This window comes from Dolomitihabitans soli (assembly GCF_022213955.1).
Classification (GTDB): Bacteria; Actinomycetota; Actinomycetes; order Streptosporangiales; family Streptosporangiaceae; genus Streptosporangium_A; species Streptosporangium_A soli.
Map to the genome: position 1 here is coordinate 129,198 of NZ_JAKNTW010000027.1, position 22,389 is coordinate 151,586.

Consider the following 22,389-nt stretch of genomic DNA (forward strand, 5'->3'; position numbering starts at 1 on the left):
CTTAGATGACAATCCCCCCGAACACGCCGAACACGCCGCGGCTGATACTCCCCACTAATCCGCCTAGTCTCCTGGTCCTCCCCGATGGTTCCATCCACAAGGTCCCCCCCGATGGTTCCACCCACAAGGTCCCCCCCAAAATCTCCACCCGGACCGACCCCGGCTTCTTCAAACAGCTGGTCACCGAGCTCAATCCGCTCCGCCAGACGACCCGGACCGGGATGGTCATGTCGGGACTGGGATTGGCCGCGCTGGCCCTGGAAGCGGTGGCCACGCTGAACCTCGGCAACCCGTTCCTGTTCGCCGACCGCAGGCAGACGTGGAAAGACATGTCGGGCCGGCTCGAAGGCGGCAGGTCGGACGTGTGGCGCTGCTACTTCGACGAAGTCACGCCGAACTGGAAGGGCGACGCGGTGGACGCGCTCCAGCGGCACATCCGTTTCAACATCAACGGCCTGTACGGCCAGCTCGGCAAGGTTTCAGACCAGTCGAGCACCACCATGCAGGGCCTCTACAAAGAGGTCCTGGAATACGACCTGTCGCTATTCGCCCTCTACGCTGCCAGCGCGCCGGTGCTCGGGGCGGTGATGAAGATGAGCGCCCACCCCATGGGAAAGGCCGCCCTGATCGCGGCGGTGACGGGTTTCGCGGGGCTGGTGCACAACCTCGTCTCCCAGTTCGCCGACGTCTACAACACCTACGAGGGCGAGCTGAACAAGCAGGAGCTCCTGCTCAACAACCTGCGCGGCGCCTTCTACAACGGAGGTGACCCGGCACAGGGCCCACGCGACCTCAACCTGCACCCCTCGATCTCGGACCCCGAGATGATGGGCGATAACTGGCAGCGCCCACAGGACAGCGAGTGAAGCACATCAGGACGCTCAGCGAGGACGGCGAGTGAAGCACATCGGCACGTTCAACGAAGACGGCAAGGGCGACGTCGGCAGCCTGCTGGGCGAGGTCGGCGGGTGGATGGCGGGCCTCACGGAGACCCTGCGCGAGGCCGGCGAACAGCGGATGGAAGGCGCCGACCCCACAGGGCAGGTGGTCGCGAAGGTGTCCGGCTCGGGACAACTGCTGGGCCTGTCCATCGATCCACGTGCGATGCGCGATCTCGACCACCTGGCCATGGCGGAGACCGTAGTGCAGGCCATAGGCGCGGCGCGGCTGGCGTCGGCGGAGCACCTGACGCAGGCGCTCGAGGACATGGCCGGGGCGCAGTCGGCCGTGGGCGCGCCGTCCGATCCACTGAAGCCGTACATCGACGCTGTGCTGCGGGAGGGATGATCGTGGAGGAAGCGGATGAGCTGCGGGCGCTCATGGCGGCGCTCCCGGAGATCGCGGCACGGAACGAGGCGATCGTGGCCGAGTGGAGCGAACGGACGTTCACCGGCAGCGCGGCGAAGGGCGCCGTGGTGGCCACGGTCGATCCCGCCGGTTCGCTCCTGGGGCTCGACATCAGTCCGCTCGGTATGCGGCGGCTCGGCCGCGCCGAGCTGGCCGAGGCCGTCGTCTCCGCCGTCCACGGCGCGGAGGCCGCCGCGGCGGCGGCGAAGGACGAGATGCTCGGCAGCCTGCGGGTTGGGAACGGTCCCAGCCTCGGCGCGCTGATGGCGGAGTCCCGGCGCGACCTCGCGGACCGCACCGGATTCGCGACCTGACCCGCGGATCTCAGCCTGACAACCCTCGCACCCACACGTACAGGTCCAGCACCCCGATCGCGAGCGGGGTGAGGGCGATGATCAACAGGAGGTCGACGATATCCGCCGCCCTGCCCCAGAACGGCGAGGGCCTGCCCGTGGGCAGCCAGAGGCCCAGTCCGAGCAGGACCATCGCGGCCCACAGCAGGCCGAGGACCACCGCGACGAGCGCGACCGTACCGGCGCCGATGTTGTGCGTCACCACGAGCGCGGTCACTCCGCCCAGGCCGGTGAGGATCAGCCAGAGGCGCTGCGCGGGCCCGACGAAGATCCTCGCCCGCAGCAGGAGCGTGAGCGACAGGACGACGGCCATCGTGGTGGCGATCCAGCCGTCCTCGGTGATGAGCAGCAGTTGAGTGCTGAGCGCGACGAGGGCGATCCCGATGACCAGGCCGGTCGCGTATCGGCGGGCCTGGCGGGTCCGCTCCAGCACCATGGCGCTGTCCACCTGCTCGTTGTCGCCGCGCAGTTCGTCGGCGTTGGTGGCCAGCGGGGGGAGTGGGACCTTGGCCATGCGGAACGACAGCGAGGGGATGAGCGGGCTCAGCGTCAGCATGATCGTAACGGCGATCGCAGCCGCTCCGGCCGGTGGCCCGCCGAACACCATGACGCAGGCGGAGGTCACCGCGCCGACGACGGACGCGACCGCGGCGCCGAGGAACCCGGCCACGCCGTCGGAGATCAGCACGCCGCCCAGGGTGGCGACGAGCGCCGTGGTGGCCAGCGCCGACAGCAGGTTGGGCGCGCCCAGCGTGGCCAGACCGCCGTCGGCGCCCGGCGTGAGCAATCCGGCGAGGAACGCGTACGGCAGGGCCGCGTAGCCGACCAGGGCGCCGGCCGAGGAGTCGCCGACGGCCCTGGACAGCGCCGCGCCGGCCACCACCAGCAGCAGGGCGACCAACCCCGCTATCACGATCGGCAACGGCTGCGGAGCGCCGGAGAGGGCCAGTACGACCACGCCGAGCACGAGCAACACCGAGGCCGCGCCGCTACCCACGGCACGGGTCTGCCGCGGGCCCCAGGCGCCGCCGTCCTTGACTCCGGCGGCCACCACGTCGGCCACGTCGTCGTACAGGGCGGGCGGCAGCGTCTGCTCGCGCGGCTTGAGGTAGAGCACCTCCCCGTTGAGGACTCGCAGCCCGCCCAGGCTCAGTCCGAGGTCGAGCGGCGGCCCGCCGGGTCGTTGCAGGACCCAGCCGGGGCCGGTCGCGAACTCACCCCCCGCCTCGCCCACGGCCCGCAGCAGGGCGGGCAGGACGTGCGGCAACGGGATGTCCGCCGGCAGCGCCAGGTCTGCCTTCCTGCGCGGGGCGATGATCGTGATGTGGCACATCGGCGGGAGCGGCGCCGCCACTTGTGGCAGAGCGCCCTGCTGGGAGGGAGCCTCCAGCGAATTCACCATCTTCGTCACTTCCCCAGCTGCCACAGGAACATCAGCGACCATATAGGAACTTCTGATAAAAAGGTCAGCCAGATGAGCATAGTTATCGTCCAGCGCCCCGAGCGTCGCCCCAGCCCCAAACCGCCCCGAGGCGAGATCCTGCTGGAGTCGCCCCCGGAGATCCCGGAGGTTCAGCCGCAGGGCCTCATGGCGGTGCTGACCTATGTCCCGATGGTGGCCGGCGGCGCGGCGATGGGCCTGATGTTCACCGCGGGCGGCAACACCAATCCGATCATGTACGTCGCCAGTGGCCTGTTCGCGTTCTCCATGCTGGGGATGACCGTGGGACAGCTCGGCCGCAACGCGGGAGAACGCAAGAACCGGCTGAACGGCCTGCGACGCGACTACTTCCGCTACCTGTCACAGGTGCGCAAGAAGGTGCGGAAGGCGGGACACCAGCAGCGGGAGGCCCTGGAGTGGAGCAGCCCGGCGCCCGACACCCTGTGGTGGGTGGCCATGGGCCCGCGACTGTGGGAGCGCAGGCCGCGCGACGAGGACTTCCCCACCGTACGGCTGGGCACGGGCGTGCAGAAGCTCGCCATCCAGCTCATCCCGCCGGACTCGAAGCCGGTCGAAGACCTGGACCCGCTCTCGGCGGGCGCCCTGCGCAGGTTCGTCAGAGCGCACTCCACCGTCTCGAACCTGCCGGTGGCCGTCGCCCTGCACTCCTTCGCCCGGATCCACCTCACGGGAGACCCGCTCGCCGTACGGGAGCTGGTGACGGCGATGATCGCGCAGCTCACCGTCTTCCACTCGCCCGACGATCTGCGGATCATGGTGTGCGCCGGCAAGGAATGGATGCCGCACTGGCAGTGGGTCAAGTGGCTGCCGCACGCCCTGCACCCCGAGCAGTCCGACGCCGCCGGTCAGACCAGGCTCATGGCCGACAACCTGGCCCACCTCGACCGCATGGTCGGCGAGGATCTCAAGGAGCGGGCCAGGTTCCGGCCGGGCGGGTCGTCCGACGCCCTGCCGTACCACGTCTTGATCGTCGACGGCGGGCACGTCCCGCACGAGAGCCAGCTCGGCGCCGATGCCATCCAGGGTGTCACCGTGATCGACCTGTCCGAGTCGACGGGACCGGTGGAGGAGGCCCTCACGCTGCGGATGGACGTCCAGCCCGACGGATTCCACATGGTGAAGATCGACCATGCCGGGAAGCGCTCGACCACCCGCCTCGGCGATCCCGACAGGCTCGACTATCTGCGGGCCGAAGGGCTGGCCAGGCAACTCTCACCGCTGCGCGTCTCGCTCACCTCGATCGGCGACACCCAGGACGCGCTCGGCGTCAACACCTCGCTGACCGAACTGCTCGGCGTGGGCGATCCCACCCTGCTGGACGCGAAGCTCATCTGGCAGCCCAGAGCGGGCCGTAACCGGCTGCGGGTGCCCATCGGACTGGGCTCCGACGGGCGCGTGGTGGAACTGGACATCAAGGAGTCGGCACAGGGCGGCATGGGGCCGCACGGTCTGGTCATCGGCGCCACCGGCTCCGGCAAGAGCGAACTGCTGCGCACGCTGGTGCTGGGCCTGGCCATCACGCACTCGTCGGAGATCCTGAATTTCGTCCTGGTCGACTTCAAGGGCGGCGCCACGTTCCTCGGCCTCGACAACCTCTCGCACGTCTCGGCGGTCATCACCAACCTGGAGGACGAGCTGCCCCTCGTGGACCGCATGTACGACGCGCTGCACGGGGAGATGATCCGCCGGCAGGAGCTGCTGCGCGCGGCCGGCAACTACGCCTCGCTGCGCGACTACGAGCGGGCCCGTGAGCAGGGGGCCGACCTGCTGCCGATGCCCACGCTGTTCGTCGTCCTCGACGAGTTCAGCGAGTTGCTGAGCGCCAAGCCGGAGTTCATCGACCTGTTCGTGATGATCGGGCGGCTCGGCCGTTCGCTCGGCGTGCACCTCCTGCTCGCCTCCCAGCGCCTTGAAGAAGGTCGGCTGCGCGGCCTGGACACCCACTTGTCCTACCGGATCGGCCTGCGCACGTTCTCGGCGATGGAGAGCCGCGTGGTGCTCGGCGTCCCCGACGCCTACGAGCTGCCGTCCGCGCCGGGCAACGGCTACCTGAAGTTCGACACCACCGGGATGATCCGCTTCAAGGCCGCCTACGTGTCCGGCGCCTACCATGCCGACCCGCTCCAGGGGGTTTCGCACGACGGCAAGAAGACGGTGCGCGAAGTCGTGGAGTACGGCCCCGACTTCGTCCCCGTCGTCGAGGTCGAGGAGCCTCCGGCGCCGGCGGAGACCGGCGAGCAGATCAGCCACGCGGAGGAGCGCGGGGGCGCGCAGAGCAGCCTGCTCGACGTCGTGGTGGCCCGCCTGTCGGGCCAGGGTCCCCCCGCCCACCGGATCTGGCTGCCGCCGCTCACCGCGCCGCCGACGCTCGCCGATCTGCTGCCGCCGCTCTCGGCCACTCCCGAGCACGGCCTCACCACCGCGGGGTGGCGCGGCAGGGGCACGATGCACGCGCTGGTCGGCATCATCGACCGGCCCTTCGAGCAACGCAGGGACCCCTTCTGGCTCGACCTGTCCAGCAGCACGGGAAACGTGGGCGTCGCGGGAGGCACGCAGAGCGGCAAGAGCACGGTCCTGCGCACCTTGATCACCAGCATGGCGCTCATGCACACGGCTAAAGAGGCGCAGTTCTACTGCCTGGACTTCGGCGGCGGCTCGCTCGCCTCTCTGGAGGGACTGCCGCACGTCGGCGGCGTCGCCAGCCGGCTCGACCCCGACCGCGTACGCCGTACGGTCGCGGAGATCTCCACGATCCTGGCGCAGCGCGAACGCGACTTCGGCGAGCACGGCATCGACTCGATGGCCACCTACCGGAAGCAGTGCGCCGCGGGAACGATCGAGGGCGACGGCTGGGGCGACGTGTTCCTGGTCATCGACGGCTGGCTGACCGTCCGGCAGGAGTTCGAGTCGCTGGAGCCCGTCATCACGGATCTCGCCGGGCGCGGGCTCGGCTACGGCATCCACATCGTGGCCGCCACCAACAAGTGGTCGGAGTTCCGGCCGAGCATCCGTGACCTGTTCGGCACCAAGATCGAGCTGAAGCTGGGCGACGCCTACGAGTCCGAGGTGAACAGGAAGAAGTCGGTCACCGTGCCCAGTGGGGTGCCGGGGCGCGGCCTCACCAGGGAAGGGCTGCACTTCCTGTCCGCGCTGCCCAGGATCGACGGGGTGCAGGGCTCCGAGGACCTCGCGGCGGGCGTTCGCGGGCTCGTGGAGGCGATCAACGACTCCTGGAAGGGCCCCCGGGCCCCCAGAGTGCGGCTGCTGCCCGCCGTGCTGCCCGCCGACTCACTGCCGCGGCCGGAGCAGACGGGGCCGGGCAAGATTCCGATCGGGATCGACGAGGCGACGTTGTCGCCCGTGCTGCTCGACTTCGACGCCGACCCGCACTTCGTCGTGATAGGCGACACGGAGAGCGGAAAGTCCAACCTGCTCCGGCTCATCGCCGAGGGACTGGTGGCCAGGCGGGAGACGTACGAGGCGATGATGATCGTCATCGACTACCGCCGGGCGCTGCTCGACTCCGCCGCGACCGAGCACCGGATCGGCTACGCCGCGTCCAGCACCGCCGCCCAGGAGCTGATCAAGAACGTGCGGAACGCGCTGCTCAAGCGGCTTCCCCCGGCGGACCTCGCTCCCGAGCAGTTGCGGACGAGGAGCTGGTGGGAGGGGGCGGACGTCTACGTGTTCGTCGACGACTACGATCTCGTCGCCACCACGGGGAACCCGCTGCTGGGGCTGGTCGAACTGCTGCCGCAGGCCCGCGACATCGGCCTGCACCTCGTCCTGGCCCGTCAGATGGGCGGGGCGGGCCGTGCCATGTTCGACCCGGTGATCCAGCGGTTGAAGGACATGGCCACCCCCGCGGTGATCCTGTCGGGCAACAAGGACGAGGGCTTCCTGTTCGGCAACGTACGGCCGCAGCCGCTTCCGCCCGGCCGGGGTATGCACATCGACCGGAGGTACGGCCCGCGGCTCTCGCAGACCGCCTACCTGCCGCCGCACGACGAGACATGATCCAACCTGATCGGACGGCCGGCTCCGCGGAAGGAAACGCTCCCCCTTGGAAATCCACTTCGAGGCACTTGACCGGTGCCGTACAGCGGCACGGACGGCGTCAGGCGACTTCGAGACGCTCGACGGGGACATGCCGAACACGGCCTCGAAGCCGACCGAGTCCGCGATCTTCGGAACCGTGGACGGCGCCTCGGGGCTGGCGTCGGCGATCGACAGCGGATGGGGAACCCTGTCCGACGAACTGGGTGACGCCAAGGTCAAGCTCGACGGGGTGGAGCGCGCCCTCAGCGACGTGGAGGAGAATGTGCGGGAGGCCAACCGGGCCACGGCCGACCCGATGAACACATGAGCATCGCCCCGCGCCCCGGAACTTCACGGCATAGGTACCGAGGTCATCCGCCTCGAGGACACCCGGCAGCGACCCGCCCTCGCGGAGCCGACCTCCCCATAGGGGACGACCTACTCGCCATACGCGACGAAGTCGACGGCGATCCCGAAACCGGCTCGGTCTCCGAGGTGCCCGGGGTGATCGATAAGAAGAACGGCACCGGTTACCGGGGCTGCTGACGTGCGAAGCCGGGCGGGCACCCGGAGGTCCCCGCCCGGCCTGGACACATCAGCTGCAGTTGCCCCAGGCGCCGCCGCCGTTTATACCGTTGACGGCGCCGCCGTACCTCACACACCTGCCGGTGGCCTTGAGCTTCACCGGGCCCGCATAGGACTCGTCGCTGCGGCTCACGGTCCTGGTCGCTCCGCCCCGCATCGTCAGAGTGGCCCGGACCGGGGTCTTCTTACCGACATCTGTGCTCTTGATGGTGACCACGCAGTACTCCGAAGTGGAGGCCTTGTAGAGCAGATGGGTCGTACCGCTGGCGAACGTGCTGGACTGCCGAAGCACGAAACTCGCGCCGCACACCGCCTGGGGGACCGTCCGGTTCGGCTGGGACGTGCCAGGAGGCGGCTCCATCGGGTAGGGCCTCGGCGTGGTCGTCTTGGTCGGGATGGGCCACGGCACGGTCGTCTTGGTCGGGGTAGGCCTCGACGTGGTCGTCTTGGTGGGGATGGGCCTCGGCACGGTCGTCTTGGTCGGGGTAGGCCTCGACGTGGTCGTCTTGGTGGGGATGGGCCTCGGCACGGTCGTCTTGGTCGGCGTCGGCTCCACGGTCACTGTCACCGTCGGCGTCGGGGTCTCGGATGGCGCGGGCTCAATCGAGGAGATCGACGGCGTGGGCGTGGGCGTGGGTGGGGGCGTAGGGGTCGTCGTCACCGTGGTGGTCGGCTGGGGCACGGACGGCAGGCCCGTCGGCACGCCCGGCTGGGTGGGGACCGGCAACGGTGTCGGGATCGTCGTGAGCTCGGGTACGGCCGGCCGTTCGGAAGGCCAGTCGGTCGGGAGGACCAGCGGTTGCACAGCGCCGTCGCTCTGGCTGGGCGAGACCGCCCAGGGCACGGTCACCGGGGGCGGTGGTTGCTGCGGCTGCAGTGGGGCGGCCGCGGTGTCGTCGGCCGACTGGGGGCGCGGGTCCGTGACCGACTGCTCGGCCGCCGCGTTCTGAACCGGAGTCGGTTGGATGGCGGCGTAGCGACCTGCGCCCCACAGGCCGATCGCGGACAGCAGCGCGACCGCGCCGACGGCCGCGACGAGTGCCACCGGGAACGGCTTGCGGGGAGGGGGCTCGTTCATCCGCTCCTGGCGGGGGACATTCCACATCTGCGCCGGCTGCTGCTGCCCCGGAATGGGCGGACGCCCCCACCCGGCCTCCTGCTGCGGGGCGGCGGGATCGGAACCCCAGCCCTGCTGCGGTGCCCGGGCGGCCTCCAACGGGAGCGCCACTCCTTCGATGGGTGCGCCCTCGTGCATCCGCTGAGGCAGCGTGAGCGGGATCCCCTCGGGAGGCAGCGGCGGCTGTGCGACACCCGCGACCAGTTTGTCGGCGTTCTTGTCACCGAGGAGCTGAAGGAGCGCGGTCTGTGCGGTCGGACGCTGGGCGGCCTCCTTCGACAGCGCGGACAGCACCACTCGCCGCAGGGGGTGTTCCAGGTCGCCGACATCCGGCTTGCCGCTCGTCACCGCAGCGGCGTCGTGGCCGAACGGAGCATGGCCCGTCGCGGCGAAGACGATCGTCGCGGCCCACGAGAACATGTCGGCGCTCGGGCCGTGCCGCAGCCCGTTGAGCTGCTCGGGAGAGCGGTAGCCCACCTCTCCTACGGCGTCGCCGAGGTCGATGTCGGTCACCCGGGGACCATCAGCGGCGAGGATCACGTTATGCGGGGTGATACCGCGATGCGTCACGCCCGCCAGGTGAATCGCGATCATCGTGGTGAGCATGCCCACCGCGACACGTTCGAGCGCGTCGCCGGAGAGCGGGCCCTCGGCTTCCACCGTCTCGGCGAGGTCGTGTCCCTCGATATGCTCCCGTACGATGTACGGCTGATCGCCGTGCATGCCCGTGTCGACCACACGGGCGACGTTGGGGCTCGACACCAGCCGGGCACGCGTCAGCGTGTCGGCGATATCAGGATCCGTGCCAGGCCGGGCGGGCAGCAGCTTGATCACGCAGGTCGGGGCGTCGTCAGAGCGCCGACCCATGTAGACATCGCCTCGCGGCCCTGTCCTGAGGCGCCCGAGAAGGGCGTACTCGCCGATCTGCTCGGGATCACCTGGAGTCAATGGGCCCATCGCATTCCCTTCATGATTCCTATGGAGAGCTCTCATAGTGAACCAAATCCGCCCCATACATATCAGTAGTTCGGATCAGTCACTATCCAGGAGTCATCAGGGCGACGGGGGGAGCGCATGCTTGGTGTGCTGGACATCAGCGCTGACACAGCCGCCCACCACCACCGCACCTGACCGCACGGGATGAACAACTTGCCCATGCGGAGCTGGAGCCGCGCGCCGCCGGCTGCCACGTACTCCTTGAACGTGCGCAGGTCGGTGGCCTTGTTGGGCGCGGAGTAGGTGAAGCTCGCATCAGCGGCCGCCGCGCCGGGGTTGTGCGACGACGCAGGTGGCCGCGATCAGCGCGCCGACCGCGGCCGTACCGAACGCCTTGGGCAGGCTCTTGAGCTTCACGAGACGGATCCTCGATGTGATCGACTTCTGTACTGTCGCCGGCAGCCGACCAGGCCGGTGACAGCTCCAGCCAGGCTAGAGGCCGCCGGTATGTCTTCGGTATGTCGCGCGATCCCGCCCAGCGGCGAGACGGCCCGGCGACGCGTCTTCCACTTCCACCTCCTTTGGCGCATCGCCTGCTCGCCTACACTGACCTGCTGTTTCCTTGATCTTCTGGCACTTCTCCCGCAGAGATCACTGTCCCGTACAATGCATTTTCATCCGCCTTGCGTCATTGCTCCCAGGAGACGGTCACATGACAGATGTCGATCCCCGCTTCGAGGCACCCGATCGCTGCCGTGCGACGGCGGCCGGCAGGCTCGGCGACGTGGAGGGCATTGTGCGGGAGGCCGACCGGGCCACGGCCGACCCGATGAACACATGAGCATCGCCGACCTCCCCAAAGGCGACGACCTACTCGCCATGCGCGACAAAGTCGACGGCGACCCCGGCAAAATCCGCAACATCACCGCCGACTGGCGCCAAGCCGCCGGCGACATGACCGACCACACCACCACCCTGGCCACCACCGTCCGCGACGTCGACGCCGCCTGGCAGGGCACCTCAGCCGACGCCTTCCACACCTACATGGGCGCCTACACCACCGCCGCCGACGGACTCTCCGACGCCCTCACCACCTGCGCCACCTCGCTCGACGCCGCCGCCGACGCCCTCGAAGACGCCAAAACCCGCATCCAGGAAATCATCGACGACGTCGAAGGCGAAGCCCGCACCTACACCACCAGCTACCACCGCGAAAACCCCGACTCCGACCAGGAAGATCTCGACGCCGGACTCCAGCGCATCGTCGAACAAGGCATCACCGACGCCCAGCCCCACCTCGACACCGCCACCACCGCCGTCGCCGACGCCACCACCACCCTCGCCGACCTCGGCGCCGACTACACCACCGGCCGCGGCACCTTCGCAGCCATCGAAGCCGCCTCCGGCCAGCCCTTCGTCCCCGAATCCGGCCGCACCCTCGACTGGCAGCCCACACCCGATTACCAGGGCTCGCCCACCGACACCCACAACAGCTCCTACAACGGCACACCCGGCGCCACCTCAGACGGCGGCGGCTACGGAACGAGCGGCGCCGGCGGTACGGCGTTGCCGTACGTCACGGGAACCGGCACCGGAGCCGACATCGTGGAGGCCGCGAAGCAACACTTCGATAAGCCGTACATCTGGGGTGCCAACGGGCCGTCGGCATTCGACTGCAGCGGGCTCGTCTACTACGCCCTGAACCAGGCCGGGATCGAGATCGGCGACACCACCGCCGCCGGCTACCAGGCGAGTGGGCAGCCGATCAGCGGTCCTCCGCAGCCGGGGGACATCGTGTTCTTCGGGGACCCTCCGACCCACTGCGGAATCTACGTGGGGGACGGAAAAATGATCAACGCGCCACACTCGGGAGCGGTGGTCCGGGTGGATGAGGTGGCGGGTGGCAGCCAACCCATCACCTACCGTCGTTTCGCCTGACGACCGTCAGCGGGCGGCACTCTGTTCGGGAGTGTTGCGGCTCCCCTGTGATCCGGACAAGTTAAGCTTTCCGCTCATGATCGGTCGGGGTGTTGCGGTAGTCGGGCTGATCATGATGCTCACGGCCGCTCCGGCGGTCGCCGAGCGGGAGCCGGTGAGATGTGATCCGCCCAGGGGCAGCGTGCAGGTCAGCGAGTCGTGGGCGCAGCGACGACTCGACCTGACGCGGGTGTGGACCCTGAGCAGGGGCGAAGGCGTCACCGTCGCCATGGTGGACAGCGGGGTCGACCTCACGCACCCGCAGCTCGAGGTATCCAAGTTCTACGACTACACGGGAACGGGATACCGGGACTGCCTGGGGCACGGGACCGCGGTCGCGGGGATCATCGCTGGGAGGTATCTCAAAGGCGTCCCGTACCACGGAGTCGCCCCCGACGTGCGGCTGATCTCGCTCAAGCAGACCAACGACGACTCCGGCGGCGACGTCCGCACACTGGCCAAGGCCATCAAGCGTGCCGCCGATCTCGACGTCGGCGTGATCAATGTCTCCGTGCAGGCGCATGACCACCCAGACCTCCAGATGGCCGTGCGGTACGCACTGGACCGCGACATCGTGATCGTCGCCGCGGCGGGCAACGTGGAGAAGGACGACGGCACCCCGGCGCCCGCGTACCCGGCGGCCTACGACGGAGTGCTCGGAGTCGGATCGGCCACGAGCACCGGCACGCTCGCGGAATCGTCCAACGTCACCACGCCGGTCGCCGTGCTCGGCCCGGGGAAGGACATCGTCTCCACCTGGACCGGCAGGGCCTACATGAGCGGCCTGGAGGGCACGAGTTTCGCCGCGCCGTACGTCACGGGTGTCGCCGCGCTGGTGCGTGCCCGATTTCCCAGCCTGTCGGAGGCGCAGGTACGGCAGCGCATCGTCGCCACGGCCGACGGCCCGGCGGGCCGGGGCACCGGGGCCGGCATGGTGAACCCCCTGCTGGCCGTCACGGCGATCCTGCCTTTCGAACCGGCGAACGCACCGGTGATCGCCCCTCCGCCGCCCTCGCCGTTGCCCGCGGACGCGGTCGACAGGGTTCCGCCGGTGGATCACCTGGCGGTGGACATCGCGGCGGGGGTGGCGATGGCCTTCTTCTGCATGGCCATGCTGATCATCGCCGGACGCGTGCTGATCCCGATGGGCAGGCGGAGAGGGTGGCGTCCGGGGCGAACCGGCGTTTCCTCAGGCCGGCTTGAGGAAGATCGAAGTGACTGATCACGGCATGGCGGCCCGGCGGCGGGCCGCGACGTCTCACACGATGTGCACGTCGGGCACGTAGAGGATCCAGCGTCCGCCCCGTTCGCGGAACGCCTGCTCCTTCGCCATGATCTCCTCGGCGTGGTTCCACGCGAACAGCACCGCGTAGTCGGGGTGGTCCGCGGCGAACGCCCCGGGCTCCAGCACCGGGATGTGCGAGCCCGCGACCAGCCGTCCCTGCTTGGACGGGGTCGAGTCGACCACGAACGGGATCAGTTCGGTCCCGATGCCGCAGTAGTTCGTCACCGTCGTGACCTTGGCGGGCGCGCCGTAGCCGACCACCCGCTTGCCCTGCGCGTGGAGGTCGCCCAGCAGCCCGGTGAGGTCCTCCCGGATCTTCCGGACCGAGGCGGCGAACTTCTCGATCGTGTCGTGCTCCGCCAGCCGCTGCTCGTGTTCCCGGGCCAGGAACTCCGCCACCGCGGGAGCCGGGACGCGCCGGGACGGCCGCGCGATCGTGTAGCGCATCGTGCCGCCGTGCAGCGACACGGGCTCGGCGTTGACGAGCTCGAACCCGGCGAGTTCCGCCATGGCCTTGATCGACCGCACCGAGAAGACGAAGACGTGCTCGTCGTAGATCATGTCGAAGGCGTTCTGCGCGATGACCGACCCGAGGTAGGGCTCCTCGAAGACGAACACCCCGTCGGGCTTCAGGAGCGTGTCGATGCCCTGGAGCAACCGCCGGAGAAAGACGATGTGGGCGATGCAGTTGGCCCCGAACACCATGTCCGCGGGGCCGTGCTCCGCGCGGATGGCGGCCGCGGAGTTCTCGTCGAAGAACTCGCCGAGCACCCGGATCCCCCGCCCCCGCGCGACGTCGGCGACCTCCCGGCACGGCTCGACGCCCAGGTGCCGGACGCCGGCCTGCGCGATCGTGGCGAGCATGACGCCGTCATTGCTGCCGATCTCGACGATGAACGCGTCCGGTCCGGTCAGCTCGGTCTCCAGGAAACGGCGGGCGTTCCCCTCGAAATGCGCGCGGTGCACCGCAGAACCCGACGCGTGATACGGATATTCGTCGCGGTATTTCGCCTCTTGGGGAAGATCCTCGAGCAGCTGGAACATCGTGCAGGAGTCGCAGGTCCCCGCGCTGAGCGAGAAAGACCTCTCGTGCTCGATCTCATGAGGCAACGGAAATCCGTTACCCGACGGCTGCCGCCCCAGGTTGACGGTTTCCTTCACCGTGCCGCCGCAAATTCTACAGCTACCATTCGACATGAGCCGAGGCTAGCTGCGGGCCCTTGCAGGGAACATCTCGAAGATTGCGCAGTTCAGCGGCGTCGGCGGCGCCGCTGCGCAATCGGGAAGATGCCCGGCGACGCGGCGGATGTGAGACTCGCCGTGTGATCGAATCCACTGCGGAGGCGCTGATGACCACGGACATGTCGGCCACGGCCACCCGGGACGACGAGGGCGCCCGGAAAGCCAACGTCTACAGCGCCGAGGTGAGCGAGCTCTACGACCTCGTCTACAAGGGGCGGGGCAAGAACTACGCGCACGAGTCCGCCGTCGTCACCGAGCTGGTGCGCGCCCGCCGCCCCGGGGCGGCCTCGCTGCTGGACGTGGCCTGCGGGACGGGGGAGCACCTGCGGACGTTCCGGCTCATGTTCGACGAGGTCGAGGGCGTCGAGCTGTCCCCGACGATGCGCGCGGGGGCCAGCGTGAAGGTGCCCGGCGTGGCGGTCCACGACGGGGACATCCGGCTGTTCGACACCGGCCGGACCTATGACGCGGTGTGCAGCCTCTTCGGCACGGTCGGCTACATGACCGACACGGCGGAGCTGGAGGCGGCGGTGGGCCGCATGGCCGCTCATCTGCCGACCGGCGGGGTGCTGATCGTCGAGCCGTGGTACTTCCCCGACAGGTTCATCGACGGCCACATCGCCGGCGACTTGGTACGCGGCGCGGACCGTACGGTGACGCGGGTGATGCGGGTGGCGCGGACCACGGGCTCCACTGTCCGGCAGGAGTCGCACTGGTCCGTGGCGGACGCGACGGGCGTACGCCACTTCGACCAGGTCCAGATCTTCACCCTGTTCGAGCCCGACGACTACACGGCCGCGTTCCGGCGAGCGGGCTGCGACGTAGAGTACATCGAGAGCGGGGACATCGGGGACGGCCGTGGGCTCTTCGTCGGCGTCCGGCAGTGAACGGACCGGACGGAGCACGCCGCCGATGATCCCGCTGCTCAAGGCCGCGATCGGGCCGAACACCCTGGACCGGATCGCCGCCGTGCTGCGCACCGGCATGATCGCGCACGGGCCGGCGGTCGAGGAGTTCGAGGCGGCGCTGAGCGCGCGCGTCGGGAACCCGTACGTGGCCACGGTCAACAACGGCACCTCGGGCCTGCATCTCGCGCTCCGGCTGGCGGGCGCGTCCGGCACCGGCGACGGACGGGAGGCCGGACTGGACGCCGCCCGGGACGAGGTGCTGAGCACGCCGCTGACCTTCGAGGCCACCAACTGGGCCGTGCTGGCCAACGGGCTGCGCCTGCGCTGGGTCGACGTGGACCCGGCCACGCTCAACCTCGACCTCGACGATCTCGCGAAGAAGATCTCACCGGCCACCCGTGCCATCGTCATCGTCCACTGGGCCGGGTATCCGGTGGACCTGGACCGGCTGCGGGAGATCCTCGACGCGGCCGAGGCCGCGCACGGCTACCGGCCGGTGGTCGTCGAGGACTGCGCGCACGCCTGGGGGAGCACCCTTCGCGGCCGACCGGTGGGCGGTGACGGCGAGAACATCTGCGTGTTCAGCTTCCACGCGACCAAGCACCTCGGCACCGGCTGCGGGGGCATGCTCACCCTGCCCGACGAGCGGTCGTACGAGCGCGTCCGCAGGCTCCGCTTCTTCGGCATCGACCGGCGGGCCGACCGGGTCAACGGCGACTACGACGTGCCCGAGTGGGGCTACAACTTCTACCTGGACCAGATCAGCGCCTCCATCGGGCTGGCGAACCTGGAGACGGTCGACGAGCGGGTGGAACAGCACCGCCGGAACGCCGCGTTCTACGACGCGGAGCTGGCCGGCGTACCGGGACTGGAACTGACCGCGCGGGAGCCGGACCGGGAGTCGTCCTGCTGGCTGTACCCGGTCAAGGCCGAGGACCGGCCCTCGTTCATGCGGAAGATGAACGACGCGGGGATCATGGTGAGCATGCTGGTCCGGCGCAACGACACGCACGGCGCCGTGCGGGACGTCGCGGATCCGGCGCTGCCCGGCCTGGACGCCGTGCACGACCGCATCGTCCACATCCCCGTGGGCTGGTGGCTTTCCGAGGCCGATCGCGCGCATATAGCGGACACGATCAAATCCGGCTGGTAATTCCCTTCTCTTTGCGTACGCACTCGGCGAGTATTGTTGCACAGCATTCATCGGGCCTTGAATTCGACGTGGCATTTGGCTGAGAGCGGCGAGCGCGCGAGCATTTACCCGCGCGGGTTCTCGGGCCGCCCGAGCATGTCATAGCTGGAAATCTGATCGGTGTAATCGCCGTTCATGCCGTGCCGGGTGGAGACGGCAAGCAGGCCTTTGTTCCGAGTGGCGGTGTCGTAGGTCCACGAAGTCGGCAGGCGCCCGGTGACGGAGCCTTCATGCGTCCCGGTCTGAAAACGCCCTCCGCGCGGCGGCCGACGGGATCGCGGTGTTCGGTCCCGGCTGGGCGCTGGAGGAGTGCGCAGCGCTGATGCCGCACTCAGGGATGGGCCGAAGTGCCGAGCGCCGCCGATCAGGGTGCTGGTACGCATTTGACCTGGCCGGATGATCGATCGCCCGCACAGCACGCTGCGCTCACGTGCGTGTGCAGGTTTATTGCAGCTTTCGCCCTCACCATTGACACCTTTTGACAGCCGCATCTATGGTCCGAATGACTGGGAAGCGCTTTCCAGCGGTTGTCGCCAGAGAAGAGCCTTCGGCGTACGGGCTCTCGACGTCCCCTTTGCCGTGGTGGCAGCACGCCGGTCTCCGCGCCGCCCCGCGTGGGACGTTTGTGCCTTTACCCGGTCCAAGAGAGGTCCGATATGGACAGACCTAATTTTCGCGCGCCCGCCACCCCGCGTCCCGTTCGGCAAAGCGGAACCCCAGCGCTGGCGTGATCCCGTGACAAGGTCGCTGCTGCGGCCCCCACGGCATCGAACCGCACAGAGAAAGAACGCACCCGGCATTCGAAGACGAAGGTGAGACGAGGATGAGACGAGCAGTCGCATTGCGACTCCAGGCGGCGCTGGCCATGGCGGCCATTGCGGCCGTGATCGGTGTGGCTTTACCGGTGTTCCAGGCGTCGGCGGTGTCCGGCAGCGCCACCGGCTACGCCACCGGCAACGGGGGGACCACCGGCGGTGCGGGCGGGCAGACGGTGAAGGCGTCCACGGGGACCGGGATCCATACGGCCCTGTGCACTCGGGCCAGCAGTAGCACCCCGATCACCATCGAGGTTGAGGGGACCATCAATCACGGCAACACCAGCAAGGTGTCGGGCGAAAGCTGCAACACCGCCGCCGGTGTGATCGAACTCAAGCAGATCAGCAACGTCACGATCATCGGGGTCGGCAACGGGGCCGTCTTCGACCAGCTGGGGATCCACATCCGCGAGTCCAGCAACATCATCATCCAGAACGTGACCGTCCGGAACGTCAAGAAGTCGGGCTCGCCCACGTCCAACGGTGGTGACGCCATCTCCATGGAGAGCAGCGTCCGCAACGTCTGGGTCGATCACGTCACCCTGGAAGCCTCGGGTGGGGAGTCGGAGGGGTTCGACGGCCTCTTCGACATGAAGGACGACACCCAGTACGTGACCCTGTCCTACAGCATCCTGCGCAACTCCGGCCGCGGCGGGCTCATCGGGTCCAGTGAGAGCGACCGCTCGAACGGCTTCATCACGTTCCACCACAACCTGTACGAGAACATCGACTCCCGCACGCCCCTGCTGCGTGGCGGCATAGCTCACATCTACAACAACTCCTACGTGAGCCTTCACGAGTCCGGCATCAACTCCCGGGCCGGGGCTCGGGCCAAGGTGGAGAACAACTACTTCAAGGACGCCAAGGACGTCCTGGGCACCTTCTACACCGACGAGGCCGGCTACTGGCAGGTCAGCGGCAACGTCTTCGACAACGTGACCTGGTCCAGCCCCGGCAGTGAGAACAACCCCGCCGGCCCCAACCCGCAGTCCAACACCACCGTCAGCATCCCGTACCCCTACAGCCTCGACGGGGCCGGCTGCGTGCCGGACATCGTCCGCCAGACGGCAGGCGCCAACAAGGGTATGCAGGTGTCGAACGGCAACTGCTCGCCACAGACACCGACGGCGACACCAACCGGCCCCACACCGTCAGTCACCCCTACGCCGTCGACCAGCCCCACGCCCGGCGGGACCAACCTCAGCATCGGGGCCGGCTCCGACGGCTCCAGCAAGGCTGACGGGACGAGCTACGGCAACGTGCGGGACGGCGACATGAGCACCTACTGGTCGCCGGCCGGCGCGACCGGTGACATCTCGATCAAGTGGAGTTCCGCCAAGACGGTATCCAGGATCATCATCCGTGAGGCGTCAGGCACCGCAGGCATCGGGTCCTGGCAGGTCGTCAACGGCGGCACCGGCACCGTTCTGAGCTCCGGCAGCGGGGCGGGCGCCATCACCTTCACCCCGACCTCGCTGAGCAAGATCACCTTCAGGATCACCGGCTCGACCGGCACGCCGAAGATCGCCGAGTTCGAGACCTACACCGGTTAGCGGACCGGTCCCGCCTGATCATCCAGAACGGAGCGGGGACCGTCAGACTGACGGTCCCCGCCCTTCGGCCCCGGAGGGCCAGCTTCCCGGAAGGGGTGCCGCGCCACGCCGGCAGGCACCACGGCGTCGAATGCACGACTGTTGCACTTGGCGCTCGACGAGCTGTCCCGCTATGCCCACGGGCTGCCGTTCGCCCATGGCGTGGCTGCCGAGTCACTCGTGCCCATTGCTTCGGCTTGCCTCCTTGGTCTACGACCGTCCTGGCGACCTCGTCGAGTCTGTGGGGGAGTGCTCCCAGCGTTCGGCGAGGAGGGCGGGAGTGGGCGCGGTCCCGGGCAGTCGCGGGTGGCCGGAGCGCAGGCCGTCGAGAGCGATGGCGATCGTACGCTTTCGGGCGTTGTGGGCTGCGTCGATCAGGTCGGTGCGGCCCTGCCGGTCGAGTTGCTCGATCAGGGGGGACTTGCCGACTTGTTCGATCAGGAGCGAGATGTCCATGGCCGTGGCGTCCGATCTGAGCGCTCCGGCGGCGTGCGCGCGGGCCACCAGGTCGTGCATCAACTCGTCGGACCTGGTGAACTTGGCCGCCATCTCGTCGGTGACGGCGATCGTGCCGGCCAGCGGCCCGAGGGAGCCGCCGCTGAACTCGATGCAGGCGCTGATGTAGTGAGCGAGCCCTTCCCAAGGGTCGTCGTGCCGCAGGCCGCGTTCAGCCGCCTGAATCCACTGGTCGAGGGACAGCGCGCACAGGTGCTGGAAGAGCTCGTCCTTGGAACGGTAGCGGCGGTAGAGGCTCGCGATGCCGACTCCGGCGCGTGCGGCGATCGTCGCCACCGATGCATGCGCTCCGTCCACGGCTAGGACCTTCTTGGCGGCCTCCAGGAGGGCCTGGTCGTTGCGTTCGGCTTCTGCGTGCCGGGGAGCTCTGCGGGCCATGCGCTCACTGTAGCCACTTTGCGAAGCGATTCACTCCGTTATAGCGTTCTCCAAACGAAGCGAATTTATCCGTTTGGAGGAAGTGCCATGCGGGCTGTGGTGATGGAAGAGTTCGGAGGGCCGGAGGTCCTGCGGATGCGGCAGGTTGAAGATCCCGTGCCAGGGCCGGGGCAGGTGCTCGTCGCGGTGGCGTACGCGAGTGTCACGTTCGTCGAGACGCAGGTACGTTCGGGCGACGGGCCATTCGGCAGGCCCGCGCTACCCCGCATACCCGGCAATGGCGTGGGCGGTCGCATCGTCGCCGTCGGAGCAGACGTGGACCCGGCCCTGGTGGGGACGGTCATCGTCACCACCACCGGCGGCGAGGGCGGTTACGCCGAACTGGCGCCGGCTCGGGCACAGGACGTGGTTCCGGTTCCCGCGGGCCTGGAGCTCAAGGACGCGGTCGCGCTGCTGGCCGATGGGCGTACGGCGCTGCTGCTGTACAGGCAGGCGGAGATCAAGCCGTCGGAGCGGGTTCTCGTAGAGGCTGCGGGAGGGGGCGTCGGCAGCCTGCTGGTGCAACTCGCCGCCGCGGCGGATGCTCACGTGATCGGCGCCGCCCGAGGCGTCGGCAAGGCCGAGTTGGTCATCTCGCTGGGCGCGGCCGCCTATGTCGACTACTCCCGGCCTGACTGGCTGGATCAGTTGGCGGAGACGACCGGCGGCGCCGGACTCGATCTCGTCTTCGACGGGGTCGGCGGCCGGATCGGCACAGAGGCGATCGGGGCGCTACGCGAAGGCGGACGCGTGAGCATCTACGGAATGGCCAGCGGTGCCGACGCCGAACTCGACGAAGGCGAACTCCGGGCACGCTCCATCGGCGTCATCGGCCTCACCACTGCACCGAACCCCGCCCAGACCCGCGCTCTCATCGTCGACGCGCTGAACCTCGCGGCCGACGGGAAGCTGCGGCCGGTCATCGGCCAGACCTTCCCGCTCGAGGCGGCAGCCGCCGCGCACCGAGCGATCGAGTCCCGGACCACCACCGGCAAGACCCTGCTCGTCCCCGCCGGCCATGTCCGCGGCTGAGGTCAGAGCCCTCATGGCTCACAAGCCCCCTGCCAGAGCCGGAGTCCGGGAGTGGACCGCCTTGGCGGTCCTGGGAGTACCCGCCGTACTGGTCATGATGAACATGTCCGTGCTCTATCTGGCACTGCCGAGCCTGAGCGCCGATCTGGAGCCCGACGGCCGGCAACTGCTGTGGATCACCGATATCTACGGCTTCATGGTCGCCGGAGCACTGGTCACGATGGGTACGCTCGGCGACCGTCTCGGGCACCGCCGGATCCTGCTGATCGGCGCCGTCGCGTTCACCGGCGCATCCGTTATCGCCGCATACGCCCCCAGCGCCGGCCTGCTCATCGCGGCACGGGCCGTCCAGGGAGTCGCCGCCGCCGCGCTGGCGCCGTCCTCGCTGGCGCTGATCCGCGCCCTGTTCCTCGATGTCCGGCAGCGCACCCTGGCCATCACGATCTGGATGATGGCCTTCATGGGTGGAGGCGCGCTCGGCCCGCTGGTCGGCGGTGTGCTGCTGCAGTACTTCTGGTGGGGCTCGGTGTTCCTGCTCGCCGTTCCGACCATGGCCCTGCTGCTGGGCACCGGCCCTTTCCTGATCCCTGAATCCCGCGCTTCGGCTGCCGGGCGGCTGGACGCGGTCAGCGTGGTCCTGTCGCTGCTGACTCCGCCGACGATCGTGTACGGCATCAAGGATCTCGCCGTCCACGGCATTGCCCTGCCGTCCGTCTGCGTCCTGGTCGCGGGCCTGGTGATCGGCGCGGTCTTCGTACGCCGCCAGCGGCGGTTGTCCAACCCGCTCTTGGACCTGGGATTGTTCCGTATCCCCGCCTTCGCCGTATCTGTCACAGGCATGGTGCTGGTCGGGATCGTGCTGTTCGGGACCAGCCTGCTCACCTCGCAATACCTGCAACTGGTGCTCGGCTTCTCGCCGTTGGAGGCCGGCCTGTGGCAGCTGCCCAGCGCGGTCACCGGTACCGTCGTGGCCCTGATGGTCTCCAGCCTCACCGGTCGAATCCGCCCAGTCGTCCTCATGACTGCCGGAGCCGCGTTCGCCGTCATCGGTCCCATCCTGCTCACACAGGTGGACGGCAACCCCGTCATCCTGGTGTCCGGCTCCGTTCTTCTCTTCGCCGGGCTGACCCCGTTCATGGCGCTGGGCACCAACCTGGTCGTCGGCGCGGCACCGCCCGAACGCGCCGGGGCCGCCTCAGCGATCTCCGAGACCGGCGCCGAACTCGGCGGAGCGCTCGGCATCGCCGTGCTCGGCAGCATCGCCACCGGCGTCTACGGCAGCTACATGATCGGCCATACACCCGACGGCGTCCCTGCCCAGGTCGCCGAGGCCGCCCGCGAGACGTTGCCCGCCGCACTCCAGGCGGCCCAGCGACTCCCCGACAGCCTCGGCCTCCCGTTGGCCCAGGCCGCCCGGGACGCGTTCGCCCACAGCCTTCACGTGCACGCGCTCATCACGATCCCCCTGCTCATCGCGCTCGCCCTGCTGACCCTGACCCTGCGGCGCGCAACCCCGCCACCACCACCGAGCCAGCCCGAGCAGGCCACGACGCCCACCCCGGCATTCGACTGAAA

The 22,389-nt window shown here is 69.0% G+C and carries 17 protein-coding genes; 13 read left to right on the forward strand and 4 right to left on the reverse strand.

Annotated features, from left to right (window positions below):
- The first annotated feature begins 5 nt into the window (after positions 1–5).
- From MBA17_RS37460 to MBA17_RS37470, 3 genes are read left to right on the forward strand one after another with little or no spacing between them, the layout of a single operon-like run.
- Positions 6–866, forward strand: coding sequence for a hypothetical protein (locus tag MBA17_RS37460; protein ID WP_238502313.1), 861 nt, complete (start codon positions 6–8; stop codon positions 864–866).
- Between the two features lie 31 nt (positions 867–897).
- Positions 898–1,287: a YbaB/EbfC family nucleoid-associated protein gene (locus tag MBA17_RS37465; RefSeq protein WP_238502315.1), complete on the forward strand. Its 390-nt coding sequence runs from the start codon at positions 898–900 to the stop codon at positions 1,285–1,287.
- A gap of 2 nt (positions 1,288–1,289) precedes the next feature.
- On the forward strand, positions 1,290–1,661 hold the full coding sequence (locus tag MBA17_RS37470; RefSeq protein ID WP_238502317.1) for a YbaB/EbfC family nucleoid-associated protein: 372 nt from the start codon (positions 1,290–1,292) through the stop codon (positions 1,659–1,661).
- 10 nt (positions 1,662–1,671) lie between these two features.
- Here MBA17_RS37470 and eccD read toward each other — a convergent pair whose 3' ends face one another.
- Complete coding sequence (gene eccD / locus MBA17_RS37475; protein ID WP_238502319.1) at positions 1,672–3,102, reverse strand: type VII secretion integral membrane protein EccD; 1,431 nt, start codon at positions 3,100–3,102, stop codon at positions 1,672–1,674.
- Between the two features lie 72 nt (positions 3,103–3,174).
- On the opposite strand from eccD, the gene eccCa reads away from it, so the two are divergent.
- Both eccCa and MBA17_RS37485 read left to right on the forward strand, forming a co-directional pair.
- Positions 3,175–7,179 (forward strand): type VII secretion protein EccCa, encoded by a 4,005-nt coding sequence (eccCa, locus tag MBA17_RS37480; protein WP_238502321.1) that lies wholly within the window; start codon positions 3,175–3,177, stop codon positions 7,177–7,179.
- Positions 7,180–7,225: 46 nt separating this feature from the next.
- Entirely contained in the window at positions 7,226–7,528 is a 303-nt protein-coding gene (locus tag MBA17_RS37485; RefSeq protein WP_238502323.1) for a hypothetical protein, read from the forward strand.
- Positions 7,529–7,795: 267 nt separating this feature from the next.
- Here MBA17_RS37485 and MBA17_RS37490 read toward each other — a convergent pair whose 3' ends face one another.
- Entirely contained in the window at positions 7,796–9,916 is a 2,121-nt protein-coding gene (locus MBA17_RS37490) for a serine/threonine protein kinase (RefSeq protein WP_455432926.1), read from the reverse strand.
- A 634-nt stretch (positions 9,917–10,550) separates the two neighbouring features.
- Here MBA17_RS37490 and MBA17_RS49885 point away from each other — a divergent pair.
- The 3 genes from MBA17_RS49885 to MBA17_RS37500 all read left to right on the forward strand — a co-directional run bounded on the left by MBA17_RS49885 (position 10,551) and on the right by MBA17_RS37500 (position 13,037).
- The gene (locus tag MBA17_RS49885; protein ID WP_274386555.1) at positions 10,551–10,679 is read left to right on the forward strand and encodes a hypothetical protein; all 129 of its coding nucleotides are present in this window, start codon (positions 10,551–10,553) and stop codon (positions 10,677–10,679) included.
- Entirely contained in the window at positions 10,676–11,776 is a 1,101-nt protein-coding gene (locus tag MBA17_RS37495; RefSeq protein WP_274386556.1) for a bifunctional WXG100 family type VII secretion target/C40 family peptidase, read from the forward strand. The genes MBA17_RS49885 and MBA17_RS37495 overlap by 4 nt, the downstream gene beginning before the upstream one ends.
- Before the next feature lie 76 nt (positions 11,777–11,852).
- Positions 11,853–13,037 carry a S8 family serine peptidase gene (locus MBA17_RS37500; protein ID WP_238502326.1) on the forward strand — a complete coding sequence of 395 codons (1,185 nt, stop codon included), beginning with the start codon at positions 11,853–11,855 and terminating at the stop codon, positions 13,035–13,037.
- A 36-nt stretch (positions 13,038–13,073) separates the two neighbouring features.
- On the opposite strand, the gene MBA17_RS37505 is transcribed toward MBA17_RS37500, so the two are convergent.
- Positions 13,074–14,297 carry a class I SAM-dependent methyltransferase gene (locus tag MBA17_RS37505; RefSeq protein WP_238502327.1) on the reverse strand — a complete coding sequence of 408 codons (1,224 nt, stop codon included), beginning with the start codon at positions 14,295–14,297 and terminating at the stop codon, positions 13,074–13,076.
- Between the two features lie 125 nt (positions 14,298–14,422).
- Between MBA17_RS37505 and MBA17_RS37510 the strand changes: the two genes are divergently transcribed.
- From MBA17_RS37510 to MBA17_RS37520, 3 genes are all read left to right on the forward strand, one after another.
- A complete protein-coding gene (locus tag MBA17_RS37510; protein ID WP_238502328.1) occupies positions 14,423–15,229 on the forward strand; it encodes a class I SAM-dependent methyltransferase in 807 nt (268 codons plus the stop codon).
- 25 nt (positions 15,230–15,254) lie between these two features.
- Entirely contained in the window at positions 15,255–16,403 is a 1,149-nt protein-coding gene (locus MBA17_RS37515) for a DegT/DnrJ/EryC1/StrS family aminotransferase (RefSeq protein WP_238502329.1), read from the forward strand.
- An 862-nt stretch (positions 16,404–17,265) separates the two neighbouring features.
- Positions 17,266–18,810, forward strand: coding sequence for a pectate lyase family protein (locus tag MBA17_RS37520; protein ID WP_238502330.1), 1,545 nt, complete (start codon positions 17,266–17,268; stop codon positions 18,808–18,810).
- Between the two features lie 249 nt (positions 18,811–19,059).
- Here the strand turns inward: MBA17_RS37520 and MBA17_RS37525 are convergent, their stop codons facing one another.
- Positions 19,060–19,743, reverse strand: coding sequence for a TetR/AcrR family transcriptional regulator (locus tag MBA17_RS37525; protein WP_238502331.1), 684 nt, complete (start codon positions 19,741–19,743; stop codon positions 19,060–19,062).
- 87 nt (positions 19,744–19,830) lie between these two features.
- On the opposite strand from MBA17_RS37525, the gene MBA17_RS37530 reads away from it, so the two are divergent.
- Complete coding sequence (locus tag MBA17_RS37530) at positions 19,831–20,814, forward strand: zinc-binding dehydrogenase (protein WP_238502332.1); 984 nt, start codon at positions 19,831–19,833, stop codon at positions 20,812–20,814.
- Between the two features lie 13 nt (positions 20,815–20,827).
- Positions 20,828–22,387: an MFS transporter gene (locus tag MBA17_RS37535; RefSeq protein ID WP_238502333.1), complete on the forward strand. Its 1,560-nt coding sequence runs from the start codon at positions 20,828–20,830 to the stop codon at positions 22,385–22,387.
- The last annotated feature ends 2 nt before the right edge of the window (positions 22,388–22,389 follow it).